Raw genomic sequence first — 18,216 nt, 5'->3', positions numbered from 1 at the left:
TCCATAAAAAACCATATATCAACCATGGCAAGCGTCATTCATTTCTCTGACAAGGGGTACACACCATGCGTGTTCTGAGCCTTGTTCTTCTGGCCATTCTCGGCCTGCCACTGACCTTTGGTGGCGCCTACCTGCTCGCTCTGGGCGGCAGTCCCTTCTACTTCCTCAGCGGTCTGGCGGTGCTGGCAACCGCATTCGGTTTCATCAAGCGCACACGCTGGGCACTGCCTCTGTACGCCGCCTGGTTGGTGGTGCTGCTGATCTGGTCCCTGTGGGAATCCGGCCTGCACTGGTGGCCTCTGGCAACCCGTCTGGGTCTGCCTGCCATCATCGGCTTTGTGCTGGCTATCCCCGCTTCGCGTCGCGACGTCAGCGGCTCTCAGCCTTTTGCGTCTGGCAAGCCTGTGCTGGCTACATCGCTGCTGTCGGCAGTGGTGGCCATCATCGGTATTCCATTCAATCTGCAGCATGAGACCGATGGCAAGCTGTCCATGGAAGTGGTCAACCCTGATGCCAAGACGGGTGACACAGCACAGGCTGAAGGCGACTGGGAAGCCTACGCAGGTAGCCACCACGGTCAACGCTATTCCAAGCTGTCGCAGATCACGCCTGAAAACGTCAACAAGCTGGACGTGGCCTGGCAGATCCGCACTGGCGACATGAAGGGCCCTGGCGACGTGGGTGAGACCACTTACCAGGCCACCCCCATCAAGATCGGTGACACCCTGTATCTGTGCACACCGCACAGCCTGGCCATCGCTCTGGATGCAGACACTGGCGCTGAAAAATGGCGTTTTGACCCCCAGGCTGGCCTGGAATCGAACCGTCAGCACCAGACCTGCCGTGGCGTGTCCTTCTACCGCGGTGCTGATGTCACTCCCGTGGCAGCTGCCGTGGTTGAGGTGGCTGGCGAACAACCTGCTGCTGCACTGGAAGCGCCTGTGGCACAGGCCACTGCTGCCAAGAACGCTGCACACTGCAAGAACCGCATCTTCCTGCCTTCTTCGAACTCCAAGCTGTACGCGCTGGACGCCGAAACAGGTGCTGTGTGTGAAGACTTCGGTGACAAGGGTGCCATCGATCTGCTGCACAACATGCCTGCCAAGCAGCCTGGCTACCTGAACCCCACATCGCCTCCTGTGATCGTGGGTGACATCCTGATCATCGGCCACTCGGTGAACGACAACTATGCGGTGGAATCTCCTTCGGGCGTGATCCGTGCATACGACGTGCACACCGGCAAGCTGCTGTGGAACTGGGACTCGGGCAATGCAGATGCAACCGAACCCTTCGACCCCGCAAATCCTGATCAGGTATACAAGGCTTCTTCGCCTAACAGCTGGACCGTGTTCTCGGCCGACGCTGAACTGGGTCTGGTCTACGTACCCCTGGGTAACCGCGTGCCTGACCAGCTGGGTCAGTACCGTAACGAAGACGAAGAAAAGTACACCGCTGCAGTCGTAGCGCTGGACATCAAGACCGGCAAGCTCAAGTGGCACCAGCAGACCGTGCACCACGACCTGTGGGACATGGACCTGGCTTCGCAACCTGTGCTGCTCGACCTGGACCTGGAAAAGGGCCGCACACCTGCGCTGGTGCTGCCTACCAAGCAAGGTGACGTCTACGTGCTGGACCGCCGCGATGGCACGCCTATCCACGCTGTGGGTGAACGTCCTGCCCCTCAGGGTACCGACGTTCCTGGCGAACACACTGTGCCTACACAGCCCTTCTCGGCCCTGAGCTTTGAGCCACCTGCACTGACCGAAAAGGACATGTGGGGCGCCAGCTTGATCGACCAGATGATGTGCCGTATCCAGTTCAAGCAACTGCGCTACGAAGGCCGCTACACCGCACCTTCGCTGCAAGGCACCCTCGTGTATCCCGGCAACTTTGGCGTGTTTAACTGGGGCTCCGTCGCTGTGGACCCAGAGCGTCAGGTGATGTTCGGCATGCCTACATATCTGGCATTCGTCTCGACACTGATTCCTCGCGAAGCGTTGTCTGGCGACACCGTGATGAACCTGGGCGAGCAAGGTATCAACGCCAACGAAGGCGCTGGTTATGCCGTCAAGATGCACCCCTTCCTCTCGCCGATGGGCGTACCTTGCCAGACTCCACCATGGGGTACCGTGGCCGCAGCTGACCTGCGCACCGGCAAGATTGCCTACCAGCACCGCAACGGCACGATCCGCGACCTGTCGCCCATCCCACTGCCAATCAACATGGGCGTGCCCGGTATCGGTGGTCCTCTGATGACCAAGACTGGCGTAGCCTTCCTGGGCGCTGCTGTGGACAACAACTTCCGCGCTTACGACGTTGCTACTGGCAAGGTCCTGTGGGATGCACGTCTGCCCGCTGGCGGTCAGGCCACTCCTATGACTTACCTGAACAGCAAGGGTGAGCAGATGGTGGTACTGGTCGCAGGTGGCCACGGCTCCATCGGCACCAAGGCAGGTGACTACGTCATCGCCTACAAGCTGAAGCAGTAATGCCGCATACAGGCGCAGTTGCTCAAACCGGCTGCGTCTGATTTGGCACCCCGGGCCTTTTCAAGCTCTGCACAGAGTGCTTGAAAAGGCCTCTTTTTTGAACTGAATTTCCCCCTCAAGCACACATGCAGGCCTGTACAGGTCTGGCGCCGCTGTGGCCAAAAACAGCGGTGGCTTGATTGAATCTCATGCAAAACTTTGCTCGTAACACCCTGGTCTGCGCTTTGACGGCTACAGCCGCGCTGTCTGCAGCCTCCGCATTCGCCCAATCCGACGTGACCATGTATGGCCGTGTGGATCTGGGTCTGCAATTTCAGAGCGGCGAAAAAGCCCTGGGCAAGTCCGCCACCAAGATGGACTCCGGCACCTACAGCGCCCTGGGCTTCAAGGGCCAGGAAGATCTGGGTGGCGGCCTGAAGGCCTTCTTCAAGATGGAACACCGCTTCGATGCCTCCACCGGCGAAGCCAAGGACAAACAGCACTTCTTCAACGACATCTCCGTGCTGGGCCTGAGCGGTGACTTTGGTGTCGTGCGCATGGGGCGCTCGGACAACACACTGGACATCGCCGCCGATCCTGACGCCTTTGGTGGTGACTACGTGGGTGGCCGCGGCAACCGCCGTGCCGGTGCCGATGAAAAGTGGAACAACGGCGTGATGTACTTCACGCCCGAGATGTATGGCTTCCAGGCCATCGTCGGTGCAGCGTTTGCCGAAGGCGCCACACTGAAGAACCATGGCGACACCGCCACAGCACGCGCCAAGAACCCCTTTGGCGTGACTGTGCTGTACAAGAACGGCAACCTGGCTTCGTCGCTGGGCTACATGCAGCGTGCCAACAAGGACAAGGCCTACGGCGGTTCTGCCACTTATGACTTTGGCGTGGCCAAGACCTTCCTGACCGTGGCGCACAACGACGGCAAGGGCAACGGCATGGTCGTGGACGGTGGCGAAAACGGTGAGCCCGATGGCAAGCGCACCACCTATGACCTGGGTGTGGCTGTGCCAGTAGGTGCAGCAGGTTCCGTGCGTGCCAAATACAACCTGGACCGCCGCCAGATCACTCCTGCCGCAGACAGCATCAAGACCCAGCACATCGGTCTGGGCTATCTGCATCACCTGAGCAAGCGCACCCACCTGTATGTCACCGGCGGCGTGAAGAAAACCGATGGTGAAAAGCACGTGCGCGCCATGGATATGGGCGTGTCACACAGCTTCTAAATCATCTGCACCTGCCCATGGCTGTCTGGACGGCAGCCGTGGCTCTAAAGAGCACCAAGGGAGCTCCCTGTCTGTTCCGCAAGGAAGGGGCAGGGAGTTTTTTTATGCTGAAAAATTCATAGCTGCCAGCGCTTGCTGCATCTGGCTTGAAGGCCAAAAACACTCAAAATACCAAAGCAGCAGCCCAAACAGGCTCAAAAGCTGTTTTCCTCGCCCAAAGTAATGGCTTGCCCAGTGCTGTATATTCATACAGTGGAACTGCAAAACAAACTCGCGATCCTTGCGGATGCGGCCAAATACGACGCATCGTGCGCCTCCAGCGGCAGCGCAAAGCGCAATGCCACGGCAGGCGGCATAGGCTCGACCACCAGCATGGGCATCTGCCACAGCTACACGCCTGATGGGCGCTGCGTGTCCCTGCTCAAAATCCTGCTGACCAACTTCTGCATCTACGACTGCAAGTACTGCGTCAACCGCGTCACATCCAACATCCCGCGGGCACGTTTTACGGTCAAGGAAGTGGTGGATCTGACACTGGACTTTTACCGGCGCAACTGCATCGAAGGCCTGTTTCTGTCCAGCGGCATCATCCGCAGCCCTGACTACACCATGGAGCAACTGGTTGGCGTAGCGCGCAGCCTGCGCCTGGAGCATGGCTTCAAGGGCTATATCCACCTCAAAACCATTCCCGATGCAGACCCAGTCTTGCTGGCAGAGGCGGGCTTGTATGCCGACCGCCTGAGCATCAATATCGAGCTGCCCACGGTGCAGGGCCTGAACCAGCTTGCGCCCGAAAAAGACAGCGCCACCATCCACCAGGCCATGGGGCAGCTACACGAACACATTGCTAGCTCCAAGGCCGAGCGCAAGGAAGCCGCCAGAACCTCGGTGATTTCCATGCCGCGTTCACTGCGCACACAAGCCGCCAAACCCAAGGCCTTTGCGCCCGGTGGCCAGAGCACGCAGATGATTGTGGGCGCTGATGGCGCTGACGACGGCGACATCATCCTGACCAGCGCCAGGCTCTACACCGGCTATGGGCTGCGCCGGGTGTATTACTCGGCCTTCAGCCCGATTCCGGATGCCAGCGCCGATTTGCCCTTGATCGCACCGCCACTGGTGCGTGAACATCGCCTCTACCAAGCCGACTGGCTGATGCGCTTTTACGGCTTTGAAGCACAGGAAATCGTGCCTGTGGGCGAGCACGGCAAGCGCATGCTGTCACTGGAGCACGACCCCAAGCTGGCCTGGGCGCTGGCGCACCGCGAGCGTTTTCCGGTCAACCTGAATACGGCACCACGTGAGATGCTGCTGCGCGTGCCCGGACTCGGTGTGAAGTCGGTGGACAAGCTGCTGGCTGCTCGCCGCTGGCGCATGCTGCACCGCCATGACCTGAACCAGCTCAAAGTGCCGCTGGGCAAAATCCTGCCCTTTGTGGAATGTGTGGGATGGCAGCCCGGGCGCAGCCTGGATGACCCCATGCTGGCGGCCAAGCTGGTGCAGCCCATGGCCCCGCAGCCCGTGCAGGCCAGCCTGTTCTGAGCCATGCAGCGCCACAGCATCGTCTTGCCCGGTGATGGCAGTGATCTGGCCTCCTGGCGCAGCATGGCCCGCTGGCTCTGGGCACAGCAGGTGCCGCCAGAGCATGTCACCTGGCTGACTGAGTCGGGTCAGCAATACCACCCTGATCTCTTTGCCGCTCCCCAACACGCGACCCAGCTGCAGGATCTGCCTGCAGCACCGGATATGGTCGTAACCGTTCCCAGGGCCTGGATGACGCTGGCCGAGCACGCCTTGCTCAACAGCGCCCCTGAGCGCTTTGGCGTGCTCTACCGCATGTTCTGGCGCATGCAGCACCATGCTGCCTTGCGCCATGACCCGCTGGATCCAGACCGTGTGCAGTTGCAGCTATGGGCCAAGGCTGTGCGCAGAGAAGTGCACAAGATGCATGCCTTTGTGCGTTTCCGCCCGGTGGATATCCCGGACAGCCCGGAAGACGGCACGGGGCCGCTGCATGTGGCCTGGTTTGAACCTGAGCACCACATCGTGCAGGCAGCCGCACCTTTCTTTGTGAAGCGCTTCACCCATATGCGCTGGAGCATCCTGACCCCACAGTGCTGCCTGCGCTGGTGGCCCCAGGCTGCAGATGTCACGCAACTGGCAGGGCAGGGCGTCAACCAAGACCATGCGCTACAGCCTCTCAGAGGCCGCCCAGGCGTTTTAAGCTGGGGGCCTGGTGCACAGGCATGTGATGCCCCCCCTGCAGACGCAGGAGAAGCCTTATGGCTCACTTACTACGCGCACATTTTCAATCCAGCCCGTCTCAAAGTGGCAGCCATGCGCAAGGAAATGCCTCGCAGGTACTGGCACAACCTGCCAGAGGCCCAGCTGATTGCTCCACTGATTCAGGCAGCGCAGCGCCGATCCGCAGCCATGCTGAGCAATGCGCCCAGCACACCACAGCGCAGGCTGCCGCGTAAAAACGCTTGGAATTGATAGCGATCTGCCCTGGAGTCGTAAGCCTGCGCGCCTGATAAGGCTGAAAAATTGTTTTCGAAACATTGAAAACAGCGCTTTCACCTGTGCTTAGAAGCACTTAGCGAAGCATTGAATTTTTTTGAACGATGGGACATTTCAGGCTTGCACGCCAGCACCCGAGCTATGCACTGCTGTGAATAACTTCCTGTGTATAACATTTGGAGAAAGAATAACTTCTGACCGACAGAGGTTTTTCAATGTATGTCTGCACTTTCCGCCTGCTGACTGCTCTGCCTGAGGCATTCACCCTGCTGAAGAAATCTTTTCAATGCCTGACAAGCATTTGCATGCTGTAGACATGTGCGATCTTTTCTTCCTGTCTTCTTCCTTTGGTTGTTCTTTTTCATTTTTTATAAGGATAGTAGGTAGTAGTAAGCAAGTGCTCCATCTGTGGATAACTTCACTTTGGATACTGATATCAAGCACTTGTCAGCCAGTGAAAGATGTGGGCCATGCCCTGTTGCTGATGTCCTGCCTACATGGATAACTTCCAAATTTTTTGAATTTTTGTAGATATCTCTGGTTTTACATGCGCTCTATCCACAAGTGCATACGCACTCTGATGTAACTCAGTTTTCAGTTTTAAAAGCAATTGAAATAAAGACTTGTTGCTATAAATTTTGATGTGAATAACTTATCAAACAGCTTTTTCTCCAAAGTGAACTGTATATGTGAACAGGCAAGGCCGGAGCAGCGCCAGCGGAAGATTCTGAAAAACACGTCATGGGTGGGGATGGTTCGCTCTTTTGCGCGAATTTTTTCGCGCTGTTGTTATTCCTTAGAAGTTCTATTTTTAATTAGTAGTAATAGTAAGCATCGCGGCTTACTGTGGATAACTCGAAAATCTTTTTTCAGATCAATTGCTTAGAAAAACACAAAGTATGTGTCTGAAGACAGGTACGGTCAGTCTCTGATTTGGGTACAAGTTTTCCAAGTCTCGATCTGATGTGGATAAGGATGAACTTGCTCTTTTTTTTTGCCCAAAGTTATCCACAGGCAGTTTTTGGCGGTGAGTCAGAGCGGGTGACGGATGTAACTTCGTTACGAATTCAGTGGTAACGCTGGTCTGTAACGCAATTACAGGGAAAACCCTGAGTTACCAAAATCGATGGAATTTGAAGTTAAGTGCTTGTTTTTATTTTTGATTTTTGATGTAACTGCTATTGTTTTTAGAGCTTTGAAGGCAGTACAGGCAAGCATCTGAGCCGGTTTTCGCTTTGCCGTGTTGGAGGCGGCGGCGGGGGGGATATCCAGCAAGTGCTTGGCAGAAAAGATCTTCTGTTCACACCAGGGCGTATTTCCATCTGCTGCTGTGCACAGTGAAAAAAGCTTTTCGTGAAGACGAAAAAAAGCAGGCGTTGCGCCTGCTTGTGAAGAACCCGAGGAGAGGAAATACGGGTGTGAGGGGCTTATTGCACTGCCGTTGTCGGGGCAGCGATTGCGCCATGGTGGCGTGGGCCACGGTGATCGTCCAGGCGCTTGCCATGCCCTTCCTTGTGTTTGGCAGACTTGCTGTGGCGCTGGGCGCTGATGGCATCAAATGCCTTTTGCTGGCTGGGGTTCAGGCTGGCGTAGAAGCTGCGTGTGGCCTGCTCGCGCTGTTCTGCTTTGGCATTGCGCTCCTTGCGCAGCTGTTGTGCCAGGTCCAGACGTTCTGGTGTGCTCAGCTTGCGCAGGTCTGGGCGTTGCTGACGGTCGGCCTTGGCGCGTGGCTCAGGTGTGATGGCTTTGACGTATTTGTCCCAGGCAGCCTGCTGGCTGGGCTGAATCTGCAAAACCGTTTTCAGGTGATCCATGCGCTGCGCATGACGTTGGGCCAGATCTACTTTCTGGGCTTTGTGCGCATGGGCGGGCGCTGTCTGTGCAGCAGGTGCAGCGGCGGTCTGGGGCTGTGCGTGTGCGCTGAAAGCAGCGGTGCCCAGCAGGGTGGCAGCGGCGATGGCGGTAGCAAATGTTCGTTGGAAGCGTTGCATCACAAGTTCCTTTCTTGTCAGTGGAGGAAAAGACCAGCGATTGCTGTGTCCATGGATGCCAGTGTGAGGACTCTGTGTAAGCCCTTCGTGAGGCTTTGCTGCTGCTGTGTAAAGTAATACAAAGCTGTGTCTGTCTGTGGCTGAAAAATTTGAATGTTTTTGGCCTCTAGCGCTTATGTAGCAAGCGCTGGCAGCTACAGAATTTTGAGAATCTTGTACCGCTGGTGCACCGCACGGTCACGACGTGGTGTGGGCGGGTCTAAATCATGAAAGAGAAGGTGGCTGCGTGTTCAAGAACATGATCGTGTACCGCATTGCGGCGCAATGGGAGGGCTCGCTGGAGCAACTGGAAGAGGCGCTGCAGAAGACGCCTTTTGTGCCTTGTGGTGCAACACAGGAAAAGTCCATGGGCTGGGTGCCACCGCGTGGTGAAGCCCATGGCGCTCTGGCTGAAAGTGTGGGAGGGCAGTGGATGCTGCGCTTCATGAGCGAGAGCAAGATGCTGCCCGCCAGCGTGCTCAACCGCAAGGTACAGGAAAAGGCCGATGCGATTGAAAAGGAGTTTGGCCGCAAGCCCGGCAAAAAGGAAAAGCGTGACCTCAAGGATGAGGCCAAGCTGGATCTGCTGCCCATGGCGTTTACCAAACAGTCCAGCATGTGGGTCTGGATAGACCCTCAGGCCAAGTTCCTGGTGCTGGATACAGGTGCACAGGGCAAGGCCGATGAGGTGGTGACACTGCTGGTAGAAAGCCTGCAGGGCTTTGGTGTGGCCTTGCTTGATACCCAGACCAGCGCCCAGGCTGCCATGGCGCACTGGTTACTGTCACAGGAGGCTCCTGCGGGCTTTTCGATTGACCGTGAATGCGAGCTCAAGGCTGCTGATGAATCCAAGGCGGTGGTGCGCTATGCCCGCCACCCGCTCGATATCGAAGAAGTGCGCCTGCATGTGCAGCAGGGCAAGCTGCCCACCAAGCTGGCCATGACCTGGGATGACCGCGTGAGCTTCATCCTGGCTGACAGCCTGCAGATCAAAAAGATTGCTTTCACTGACACGGTGCTCGATCAGGCTGGCGATGAAGGCGGCTTTGACACCGATGTGGCCATTGCCACGGGTGAGCTGTCCAAGCTGATTCCGGATCTCATCGAAGCCCTGGGTGGCGAGGGCCGCAGCGAGGTGGGCAATGCCATCAACGCAGCCATGACCGGCCCAGCGACAGCACCTGTAGATACGGCACCTGACGCAGCGCCGTTTTAAGGTCTGCCCCTGGCAGCATCGTTGCAAAGCCTTGGCGTACGGTTGGTGCGGCCAAGGCTTTGCGCTTTGTCTCTATCGCAGGTGGCGCGTGAAACGCTCAGAAGCTGTGCGCTGACGGCGCATGCATGGCCTGCACAGGCGCAGACATGTAGACGCGGTCGCGCCCGTTGCGCTTGGCGGTGTACATGGCCTCATCGGCCGCTCCCATCCAGCGTTCCCACTGGCTGCCGGGGGAGGGAGTATCTACATAGACGCCAATGCTGATGCTGATGTGCAGCTCCTGGCCGTCTGCCAGCGTCAGCGGTACTTTGCGTATGGCCTGACACAGGCGTTCGGCCAGGTGAAATGCGTCGCGTGCATGGGTGCCGGGCAGCACCATCACAAACTCTTCGCCACCGTAGCGCGCGGCAAAGTCGCTGGAACGTGCCTGCAGGGACAGGGTGCGCGCCACGCTCTGAATGACCTTGTCGCCCACCAGATGGCCGTAGCTGTCATTCACGCTCTTGAAATGGTCGATATCCAGCACCATCAGGGCCAGAGGCTGGCGGTGCTGTGCAGCCCATGTCATCTTCTGGTGCAGATAGGTAATCAGGGCTGCGCGGTTAGGCAGCTGGGTCAGTGCATCGAGCTGGGTTCTGGACAGCGTGGTGGCGGATTCACGATCGACCTGCATGAGCACAAAGCCTGTGGCCAGCATGCTGCGGGCTATCAGTGGGATGCTGCACAGCACCGCCAGCAGCAGGCCCATGCTGTTCGTGTACTGGCTCCATGGGAGCATGGTTTCGTGGTGGATATCCAGCAGGACCAGCACGGCGAGCAGCAGCAAGCTGGTGGCCGCACTCATCCATTTCCAGCCACGGCCTGGTGTGTGTCGGTAGACGCCAGTCGTGGCCCCCAGCAGATACATGGTCTGTACCAGTGCCAGACCCAGATAGAGCTGCTCAAAGCGCACCATGTTCTGTGCCTGCCACAGGCCGGCCACCAGTACCAGGCAGACCGGAATCAGGGCAATGGCCAGGCGGTGCCAGCGATGCCGCCAGCTGGGGTAGGTGTCCAGCGCCAGCGTAAAGGCAGAAAGGCCAGCACTCAGCAGGGCAGCGGCTGCGATCTTCAGTGCCGGCATGCCCAGCAGCATGTGCAGGGTCCAGCAGGTGTAGGCGGCACCATCGAGCAGGGCGGCCAGCACGGCCAGGCCTGTGCCCTGTCTCCAGTGCTGTCGCCCCAGTGCCCAGAGCATCCACGCCGTGACAAAAGCGGAAACGGCGGTCAGGCCAAGGGCGGTGAACAGATCGGGGCGCGCAGCAAACATAAAAGTGTGAAATTCTGAAACAAGAGTAAGCCGTGTATCTCAATGGAAAACCAGACTGCTGGCTGTAGTCTAGAGGCGCATTCTGTGCACTTCCTGCGCTAAGACAAAAGGGCTGGCCCCTTGCGGAGGCCAGCCCTGTTTCATGCCCAAAAACGCTGTGCTCAGACGCGCTCAAAAATGGCGGCAATGCCCTGACCACCGCCAATGCACATGGTCACCAGCGCATAGCGGCCGCCGGTGCGGTGCAGCTCGTAAATGGCCTTGGTGGTGATGATGGCGCCAGTGGCACCCACTGGGTGGCCCAGTGAGATGCCCGAGCCATTGGGGTTGACCTTGGCGGGGTCCAGCCCCAGCTCCTGAATGACAGCGCAGGCCTGGGCGGCAAAGGCCTCGTTGGCCTCGATCACGTCAATCTGCTCCAGCTTGATCCCTGTGCGTGCCAGCACCTTCTGTGTGGCGGGCACGGGGCCAATGCCCATGTAGGCAGGATCTACCCCGGCATGGGCATAACCCACCAGCCGGGCCAGGGGCTTGACGCCCAGCGATGCGATACGCTCACCCGCAACCAATGTGACGGCTGCTGCACCATCGTTCAGGCCCGAAGCATTGCCTGCGGTGACGGTGCCGCCTTCCTTCTTGAAGGCAGGCTTCATGCCACTGAGCACTTCCAGCGTGGTGCTGCCGCGCACATGCTCATCGGTGTCAAACACTAGCGTGCCTTTGCGGGTCTGGATTTCCACGGGCACGATCTGTTCCTGGAAGTAGCCTGCCGCAATGGCTGCGGCGGCGCGCTGCTGGCTCAGCACGGCCAGCTCGTCCTGCTGCTGGCGGCTGATGCGGTAGCGCTCTGCCACGTTTTCGGCGGTGATGCCCATGTGAATCTTCTGCCAGGGGTCGTGCAGGATGCCGAGCATGTAGTCAATGCTTCTGGCGTCGCCCATGCGCGCGCCCCAGCGGGCAGCCGTGTCGAAGTAGGGGCCGCGGCTCATGGATTCGGAGCCGCCGCCGATGGCGACATCACAGTCGCCCAGTGCAATCGCCTGCGCGGCCGAAACAATGGCCTGCAGGCCCGAGCCGCAGAGGCGGTTGACGTTGAAAGCCGGGGTCTCGATGGGGCAGCCTGCGTCAATCGCGGCAACGCGCGAGAGGTAGGCGTCCTTGGTGTCGGTGGGAATCACATTGCCCATGACCACATGGCCCACCATGTCTGGCGCAATGCCTGCGCGTGCGATGGCGGCCTTGACGGCGGTGGTGGCCAGCTGGGTGTTGGGTACGTCCTTGAGGCTGCCGCCAAAGGTGCCGATGGCGGTACGTGCAGCGCTGACGACAAAAATCTCACGGGTGCTCATGCCTTGTCTCCCATTGTTGTGGATGAAGTGTCCACACCATTGTGCGCAGCACGCTTTCCGCTGCCTAGCCTGTGGGAGACAGGCCTGTTGCTTTCATCGCAGCAGGCGCAGCCAGCACCGGGGCTGACGCCTGCTGGCCACCTCAGGCGACGGTATAGCCTTCTTCCTGTATGGCCTGGCTCAGTGCTTCGCGGGAAGCTTCACTTTGCACCACCACCTTGCCGCTGGCGCGATCGATGCTGGTCTGGGCCTGTGCATCCACTTCAGCAATGGCGTTTTGCACTGCGCGTTCGCAGTGGCCGCAGGTCATACCACTGACTTGAAAAACGTGTTCCATAGCAACTCCTTGATTTTGGGAAATGGTGTAACTGTACTGCGCCGGGCAGTATGTGTTTCATGTGAAACAGTGTGGGCAGCACAATTCTTGCAATAAAGCCCTCAAAGGGATTTCCTTAAGCATGGGTTGTGCACCATGTCTGGCACACTATACAAATTGTTACCGTGCTGTGCCATCGGGCATGGGCAGAGACACAGCTTGAATCTGACGCTGGAGCCATGGGCTCTGGCAAGCCATGGGAGGATTTCAGATCATGGATCTGTTTGGATTGATGCGCCTGTTCACCATCAGGACCCGCATGATTGGCGCCATTGTGGTGGTGCTGGTATTGCTGGGCATTCTGGGTGGTGCTGGCATGTTTGGCATGTTCCGCATTCATGCGCTGAACCAGAGCTTTTTGAATGGGCCTTTCCAGCAGACCGGGCAGTTGTCCAAAGTCCAGGAAGGCATGGCACGGGTGCAGGCGCTGGAAAAGGACATGATCATCCAGTACGAGCAGCCCGCACAGCTGGCGCAGACGCATGAGCGCTGGAAAGCTGGGCTGCAGACCGTGCTGACAGACAGCCAGGTGCTGGCCGAGCAGGCATCGCCGCAGGAGCGTGAAGCCCTGCAGCAGCTGCAGCTGTCTTTGCAGCAGTACGAAGAATTTTTTGCACCCGTGGCACGCCAGCTGCTGGCCAGTGGTTATGACAGTGCCACTGTGGCGCAGCGTGTGGGCCAGAAGGCCAAGCAGGCCTATGAGGTGGCCGAGCAGCAGCTGCATACCTTTGCACAGCTGCTGCAGCAGCAGGCGCAGGCCGCACAGGACAGCGGCAGCGCCGTGGCATCGCAGACACAGTGGCTGTTTGCGCTGGCCCTGGTCGTGACGGTGGTGGTGGTGGCGCCGCTGACGCTGCTCAACATGATTTCCATCTGCCGCCCTTTGCGTGATGCCAAGCAGCTGGCTGATGCGATTGCTCAGGGCGATCTGACGCAGCAGCTGCATGTGGTGGGCAAGGATGAGGTCTCAGCGCTGCAGCGCGCTCTGCAGACCATGCAGGCCAATCTGAACAGCATGGTCGGCGGGCTGCGCGATGCCAGCCACAGCATTGAAACGGCGACCAGCGAAATTGCCATGGGCAATAGCGACCTGTCGATGCGTACCGAGCAGACGGCGGGCAATCTGGAGCAGACCGTGGCCTCGCTCACGCAGCTCACGGCCTCGGTGCAGCAGACGGCATCGTCGGCGCAGGTCGCGAATCAGCTGGCGGCATCGGCTTCGCAGACGGCTTCGCAGGGCGGTGCCGTGGTAGAGCAGGTGGTGCACAGCATGGAAGAAATTGCCACGACCAGCCGCAAGATTGGCGACATCATCGGCCTGATCGACACCATTGCCTTCCAGACCAATATCCTGGCCCTGAATGCTGCCGTGGAAGCCGCTCGCGCCGGTGAGCAGGGCAGAGGCTTTGCCGTGGTGGCGGGTGAAGTGCGTGCGCTGGCAGGGCGCAGTGCCCAGGCGGCCAGTGAAATCAAGCAGCTGATTCAAAGCAGCTCGGGCGCGGTCAATGGTGGCGTGAAGAACGTAGAAGCGGCAGGCCGCACCATGCAGGATGTGGTGCAGAGCATTCAGCGCGTGAGTGATGTGATTGCCGAGATCACAGCCGCATCGGGCGAGCAGTCACGCGGCATTGCGCAGCTGAACCAGGCTGTCAACGACATTGACCGCATGACCCAGCAAAATGCCGCGCTGGTGGAAGAATCGGCTGCAGCGGCAGATTCGCTCAAGGGCCAGGCTGCGCGCCTGGGCGAAATGGTGCAGCAGTTCCGCCTGCTGCAGCAGGCAGTGCAGCTGCACGCCTACCAGCGCTCCGTCCCTGCGCCACACAGCGTGCAGCCTGCTGTGGCCATGGCACAGCTGCGTGACAGACAGGAGCAGGCATTGCTGCAATAAAAACAGTAGCTGCCAGCGCTTGAAAATCAAAGCTTTCAGATATTTATCTATTTAAAATCAAGGAATTACAAGCGCAAGCAGCTATATTTTTAGATACATCACATAAAAAAACGGGCTTCCAGAAGGAAGCCCGTTTTTTCTGATGCTTGTGTTGTTGAGGCTTGCCGGGTCTGCTTACTTGAGCAGACCTTCAGCACGCAGCGCGGCCTGCACGGCAGGGCGGCTGCCTACGCGTGCCAGATAGGCTTGCAGGTGGGGCAGATCGCTCAGATCCAGGCCTACAAACTTGCCCCAGCCGCTGACGGTGAACAGGTAGGCATCGGCCACGGTGAACTGCTCGCCCATCAGGTAGTCCTTGCCTGCGAGCTGCTGCTCCACCCACTCAAAGCGGCCGCGCAGCGCTTCGCGCACGGCAGGCTTGTAGTCCTCGGGTGTGCCGGGCTTGAACAGGGGGCCAAAGCTCTTGTGCAGCTCGGTGCCGATGAAGTTCAGCCATTCCAGCACGCGGTAGCGTTCCATGCTGCCGACGGCGGGCAGCAGCTTTTTCTCAGGTACCTGGTCTGCCAGGTACTGCACGATCACGGGGCCTTCGCGCAGTGTCTGGCCATCGTCCAGCACCAGGAAAGGCACATAGCCCAGCGGATTGATGCTGTAGAAGTCGGTGCCGTCCTGCAGCTTGTGGCTCTTGGTACTGACCAAGATGAACTCACAGGGCAGGCCAGCTTCTTCGGCCACGATATGGGGCGACAGCGAACAGGCTCCGGGGCTGTAATAAAGCTTCATAGTTCTTTCATCCTTTCATGAGGGCTGGAGAGTGCATGGACAGGCAGGCCACAGACATTGCACATGCTGCCTCAGCTGCTTGAACATGTGGATGAAAGGGCCAAAGACAAGATGGGGAAAGGGTGGGAAAATTCAGGGTTTTGCCTGCGCCTGAAAAATTGCGAGCTGCGCGGGCGCACACATCGCGCACCCGAACGGCTGCGCAGGGCGCAGAAGCCGCCTGCGACGGAGTTGAGAGAACCCATGTTGTACCCCCAAGAATTTGATGTGATCGTCGTTGGCGGCGGTCATGCTGGCACCGAAGCGGCGCTGGCTGCAGCCCGCATGGGCTGCCAAACCCTGCTGTTGACCCACAACATTGAAACCCTGGGCCAGATGTCCTGCAACCCATCGATTGGTGGTATCGGCAAGGGCCATCTGGTCAAGGAAGTGGATGCCATGGGCGGTGCCATGGCGCTGGCCACGGACAAGGGCGGTATCCAGTTCCGCATCCTGAACAGCTCCAAGGGCCCAGCCGTGCGTGCCACACGTGCGCAGGCCGACCGTATTCTGTACAAGGCAGCGATCCGCGAGATGCTGGAGAACCAGCCCAATCTGTGGCTGTTCCAGCAGGCGGTCGATGACCTGATGGTCGAGGGCGACCGCGTCGTCGGTGCCGTCACGCAGATTGGCCTGAAGTTCCGCTCCAAGACCGTGGTGCTGACCGCAGGTACTTTCCTGGACGGCAAGATTCACGTGGGCCTGGACAACTACGCAGCAGGCCGTGCGGGAGATCCTCCGGCTGTGACTTTGTCTGCACGTCTGAAAGAACTCAAGCTGCCACAGGGCCGTCTGAAGACGGGGACACCTCCACGTATTGATGGCCGCACCATCGACTTTGCGCAGTGCGAAGTGCAGCCCGGTGACGGTATGCCAGGAGGCCCCAACGAGGGCCAGATTCCGGTGTTCAGCTTCCGTGGCAATGCCGCCATGCACCCCCAGCAAATGCCTTGCTGGATTACGCATACCAACGAGCGTACGCACGAAATCATCCGCAGCGGTTTTGACCGCAGCCCCATGTTCACCGGCAAGATCGAAGGCGTTGGCCCTCGCTACTGCCCCAGCGTGGAAGACAAGATCAACCGCTTTGCGGACAAGGACAGCCACCAGATCTTCCTGGAGCCCGAAGGCCTGACCACGCACGAGTTCTACCCCAACGGTATCTCGACCAGCCTGCCTTTTGATATTCAGCTGGCGCTGGTGCGCTCCATGAAGGGTCTGGAGAACGCGCACATCCTGCGTCCCGGTTATGCGATTGAGTATGACTACTTTGACCCCCGTGGTCTGAAGTCCAGCTTTGAAACACGCCAGATCAACGGACTGTTCTTTGCGGGCCAGATCAACGGTACGACCGGCTATGAAGAAGCTGCGGCCCAGGGACTGTTCGCCGGCATCAACGCTGGTCTGCAGGCACGTGACATGGAAGCATGGACGCCCCGCCGCGACGAAGCCTATCTGGGCGTGCTGGTAGACGACCTGATTACCAAGGGTGTGACCGAGCCTTACCGCATGTTCACCAGCCGTGCAGAGTTCCGCCTGCAGCTGCGTGAAGACAATGCAGACATGCGCCTGACCGAAATTGGCCGCAAACTGGGTGTGGTGGGTGATGAACAGTGGGATATGTTCAACCGCAAGCGCGATGCTGTTTCACGTGAAACAGAGCGCCTGAAGTCCACCTGGGTGCATCCGCGCAATCTGCCTGCGGCAGAAGCAGAACGTGTGCTGGGTAAGAACATTGAGCACGAATACAACCTGTTTGATCTGCTGCGCCGTCCCGGTGTGGAATACAACGCGCTGGTATCCATGAACGAAGGCAAGTACCAGTCCGAAATTGTTTCACGTGAAACGCTGGGTGATCTGCATGCCGATGTGGTGGAGCAGGTAGAGATTGCCGCCAAGTACTCTGGCTACATCGACCGCCAGAAGGAAGAAGTGGAGCGCGCTGCACACTATGAAACCCTGCGCCTGCCTGCCGACATGGATTACATGCAGGTCTCGGCCCTGTCGATTGAAGTGCGCCAGAAGCTGCAGAAGCACCGCCCTGAGACACTGGGTCAGGCATCGCGCATTTCCGGTGTGACACCCGCGGCCATCTCGCTGCTGATGATTCACCTGAAGAAGGGCGGCTTCCGCGGCTTTACCGCTGCCGCCAAGGAGGCTTCCGAATGAGCGATCTGCGCCAGCAACTGGAGCAGGGTGCGGCCCAGCTCGGCCTGCACCTGAGCGTGGAGCAGTTCGACAAGCTCATGGATTTTCTGGACCTGCTGCAAAAGTGGAACAAAGTCTACAACCTCACTTCCGTGCGTGATCCGCAGGAAATGGTGTCGCTGCACATGCTGGACAGCCTCGCTGCTGTGCCTGCACTGCAGCGCCATGTGGCTTCGCTGGGCAAGGCTGCCGGTGAACGCACGCGCCAGCTGGATGTCGGTTCTGGTGGTGGTCTGCCCGGCGTGGTGTTTGCCATCTGCTGCCCCGAAGTCGATATTGACTGCGTGGATACCGTGGCCAAGAAAGCGGCCTTCCTGCAGCAGGCGGCCGTGAGCCTGAAGCTGCCCAACCTCAAGGGCATCCACGCGCGCGTGGAAACACTCAAGGGGCCTTACGAGGTGGTGAGCTGCCGCGCCTTTGCGTCGCTGATTGACTTCACCACCTGGTCGCGCCGTGCGATTGCAGACAGCGGCATCTGGTTTGCCATGAAGGGCAAGCACCCTCAGGACGAGATCGACGCCCTGGGTAAAGGCGTGCAAGTGTTTCACGTGGAACCATTGCAGGTGCCTGGCCTGGATGCCGAGCGCTGCATTGTGTGGGCGAAACCCGTCGCTGACACACATTGAATATGCGAGTGGCTGCGCCCTCGCATAAACTCGGGTCTTGCACTCAGAGTTTTCAGTGTGGGCAGACAGCACATCTCCACAGGGCGCGCACCAGTGCCCACATTGAAAGGCCTCAGCGGTTTCGCTGGGCCTTTTTGCTTTGTGTGCCAGCAGCACATGC

Annotated in this window: 13 protein-coding genes; 8 read left to right on the top strand and 5 right to left on the bottom strand. The window is 58.9% G+C overall.

The genetic code is table 11. The features are described from left to right. The first annotated feature begins 65 nt into the window (after positions 1–65). The 4 genes from B5M06_RS05635 to B5M06_RS05620 all read left to right on the top strand — a co-directional run bounded on the left by B5M06_RS05635 (position 66) and on the right by B5M06_RS05620 (position 6,205). Positions 66–2,489 carry a glucose/quinate/shikimate family membrane-bound PQQ-dependent dehydrogenase gene (locus B5M06_RS05635; protein WP_054064975.1) on the top strand — a complete coding sequence of 808 codons (2,424 nt, stop codon included), beginning with the start codon at positions 66–68 and terminating at the stop codon, positions 2,487–2,489. 188 nt (positions 2,490–2,677) lie between these two features. Next, the gene (locus tag B5M06_RS05630; RefSeq protein ID WP_080025177.1) at positions 2,678–3,709 is read left to right on the top strand and encodes a porin; all 1,032 of its coding nucleotides are present in this window, start codon (positions 2,678–2,680) and stop codon (positions 3,707–3,709) included. A gap of 252 nt (positions 3,710–3,961) precedes the next feature. Further along, complete coding sequence (locus B5M06_RS05625) at positions 3,962–5,251, top strand: putative DNA modification/repair radical SAM protein (RefSeq protein WP_114070969.1); 1,290 nt, start codon at positions 3,962–3,964, stop codon at positions 5,249–5,251. Positions 5,252–5,254: 3 nt separating this feature from the next. Further along, a complete protein-coding gene (locus B5M06_RS05620) occupies positions 5,255–6,205 on the top strand; it encodes a TIGR03915 family putative DNA repair protein (RefSeq protein WP_054067884.1) in 951 nt (316 codons plus the stop codon). 1,451 nt (positions 6,206–7,656) lie between these two features. Here the strand turns inward: B5M06_RS05620 and B5M06_RS05615 are convergent. After that, positions 7,657–8,220: a Spy/CpxP family protein refolding chaperone gene (locus tag B5M06_RS05615; RefSeq protein ID WP_054067885.1), complete on the bottom strand. Its 564-nt coding sequence runs from the start codon at positions 8,218–8,220 to the stop codon at positions 7,657–7,659. A 286-nt stretch (positions 8,221–8,506) separates the two neighbouring features. On the opposite strand from B5M06_RS05615, the gene B5M06_RS05610 reads away from it, so the two are divergent. Further along, complete coding sequence (locus B5M06_RS05610; RefSeq protein ID WP_054067902.1) at positions 8,507–9,475, top strand: recombination-associated protein RdgC; 969 nt, start codon at positions 8,507–8,509, stop codon at positions 9,473–9,475. A gap of 97 nt (positions 9,476–9,572) precedes the next feature. On the opposite strand, the gene B5M06_RS05605 is transcribed toward B5M06_RS05610, so the two are convergent. From B5M06_RS05605 to B5M06_RS05595, 3 genes are all read right to left on the bottom strand, one after another. Then, on the bottom strand, positions 9,573–10,784 hold the full coding sequence (locus B5M06_RS05605) for a GGDEF domain-containing protein (protein WP_054067886.1): 1,212 nt from the start codon (positions 10,782–10,784) through the stop codon (positions 9,573–9,575). Between the two features lie 161 nt (positions 10,785–10,945). After that, positions 10,946–12,133, bottom strand: a complete 1,188-nt coding sequence (locus B5M06_RS05600) for an acetyl-CoA C-acyltransferase family protein (RefSeq protein ID WP_054067887.1) — start codon at positions 12,131–12,133, stop codon at positions 10,946–10,948. A 142-nt stretch (positions 12,134–12,275) separates the two neighbouring features. Further along, the gene (locus tag B5M06_RS05595) at positions 12,276–12,470 is read right to left on the bottom strand and encodes a heavy-metal-associated domain-containing protein (protein ID WP_054067888.1); all 195 of its coding nucleotides are present in this window, start codon (positions 12,468–12,470) and stop codon (positions 12,276–12,278) included. A 253-nt stretch (positions 12,471–12,723) separates the two neighbouring features. Here B5M06_RS05595 and B5M06_RS05590 point away from each other — a divergent pair, with 253 nt between their 5' ends. Then, on the top strand, positions 12,724–14,400 hold the full coding sequence (locus B5M06_RS05590; RefSeq protein WP_054067889.1) for a methyl-accepting chemotaxis protein: 1,677 nt from the start codon (positions 12,724–12,726) through the stop codon (positions 14,398–14,400). 174 nt (positions 14,401–14,574) lie between these two features. Here B5M06_RS05590 and gstA read toward each other — a convergent pair whose 3' ends face one another. After that, positions 14,575–15,183, bottom strand: a complete 609-nt coding sequence (gene gstA / locus B5M06_RS05585; RefSeq protein WP_054067890.1) for a glutathione transferase GstA — start codon at positions 15,181–15,183, stop codon at positions 14,575–14,577. A 243-nt stretch (positions 15,184–15,426) separates the two neighbouring features. Here gstA and mnmG point away from each other — a divergent pair, with 243 nt between their 5' ends. Together mnmG and rsmG are read left to right on the top strand one after the other, a co-directional pair. Continuing rightward, positions 15,427–17,391, top strand: a complete 1,965-nt coding sequence (gene mnmG, locus B5M06_RS05580) for a tRNA uridine-5-carboxymethylaminomethyl(34) synthesis enzyme MnmG (protein ID WP_054067903.1) — start codon at positions 15,427–15,429, stop codon at positions 17,389–17,391. Further along, the gene (rsmG, locus tag B5M06_RS05575) at positions 17,388–18,056 is read left to right on the top strand and encodes a 16S rRNA (guanine(527)-N(7))-methyltransferase RsmG (protein ID WP_054067891.1); all 669 of its coding nucleotides are present in this window, start codon (positions 17,388–17,390) and stop codon (positions 18,054–18,056) included. Before mnmG ends, rsmG begins: the two co-directional genes overlap by 4 nt. Positions 18,057–18,216 lie beyond the last annotated feature (160 nt).

The sequence above is a fragment of the Comamonas kerstersii genome (assembly GCF_002056725.1).
Taxonomy (GTDB): domain Bacteria; phylum Pseudomonadota; class Gammaproteobacteria; order Burkholderiales; family Burkholderiaceae_C; genus Comamonas; species Comamonas kerstersii.
The sequence above is the reverse complement of the archived record's forward strand: the minus strand, read 5'-3'. Positions and strand labels throughout refer to the sequence as shown.

What these genes read in the sequence shown, in the direction of transcription:
- B5M06_RS05635 (WP_054064975.1), top strand. Translation starts at nt 66, where the DNA reads ATGCGTGTTCTGAGCCTTGTTCTTCTGGCCATTCTCGGCCTGCCACTG.
- B5M06_RS05630 (WP_080025177.1), top strand. Translation starts at nt 2,678, where the DNA reads ATGCAAAACTTTGCTCGTAACACCCTGGTCTGCGCTTTGACGGCTACA.
- B5M06_RS05620 (WP_054067884.1), top strand. Translation starts at nt 5,255, where the DNA reads ATGCAGCGCCACAGCATCGTCTTGCCCGGTGATGGCAGTGATCTGGCC.
- B5M06_RS05615 (WP_054067885.1), bottom strand. Translation starts at nt 8,220, where the DNA reads ATGCAACGCTTCCAACGAACATTTGCTACCGCCATCGCCGCTGCCACC.
- B5M06_RS05605 (WP_054067886.1), bottom strand. Translation starts at nt 10,784, where the DNA reads ATGTTTGCTGCGCGCCCCGATCTGTTCACCGCCCTTGGCCTGACCGCC.
- B5M06_RS05600 (WP_054067887.1), bottom strand. Translation starts at nt 12,133, where the DNA reads ATGAGCACCCGTGAGATTTTTGTCGTCAGCGCTGCACGTACCGCCATC.
- B5M06_RS05595 (WP_054067888.1), bottom strand. Translation starts at nt 12,470, where the DNA reads ATGGAACACGTTTTTCAAGTCAGTGGTATGACCTGCGGCCACTGCGAA.
- B5M06_RS05590 (WP_054067889.1), top strand. Translation starts at nt 12,724, where the DNA reads ATGGATCTGTTTGGATTGATGCGCCTGTTCACCATCAGGACCCGCATG.
- gstA (WP_054067890.1), bottom strand. Translation starts at nt 15,183, where the DNA reads ATGAAGCTTTATTACAGCCCCGGAGCCTGTTCGCTGTCGCCCCATATC.
- mnmG (WP_054067903.1), top strand. Translation starts at nt 15,427, where the DNA reads ATGTTGTACCCCCAAGAATTTGATGTGATCGTCGTTGGCGGCGGTCAT.
- rsmG (WP_054067891.1), top strand. Translation starts at nt 17,388, where the DNA reads ATGAGCGATCTGCGCCAGCAACTGGAGCAGGGTGCGGCCCAGCTCGGC.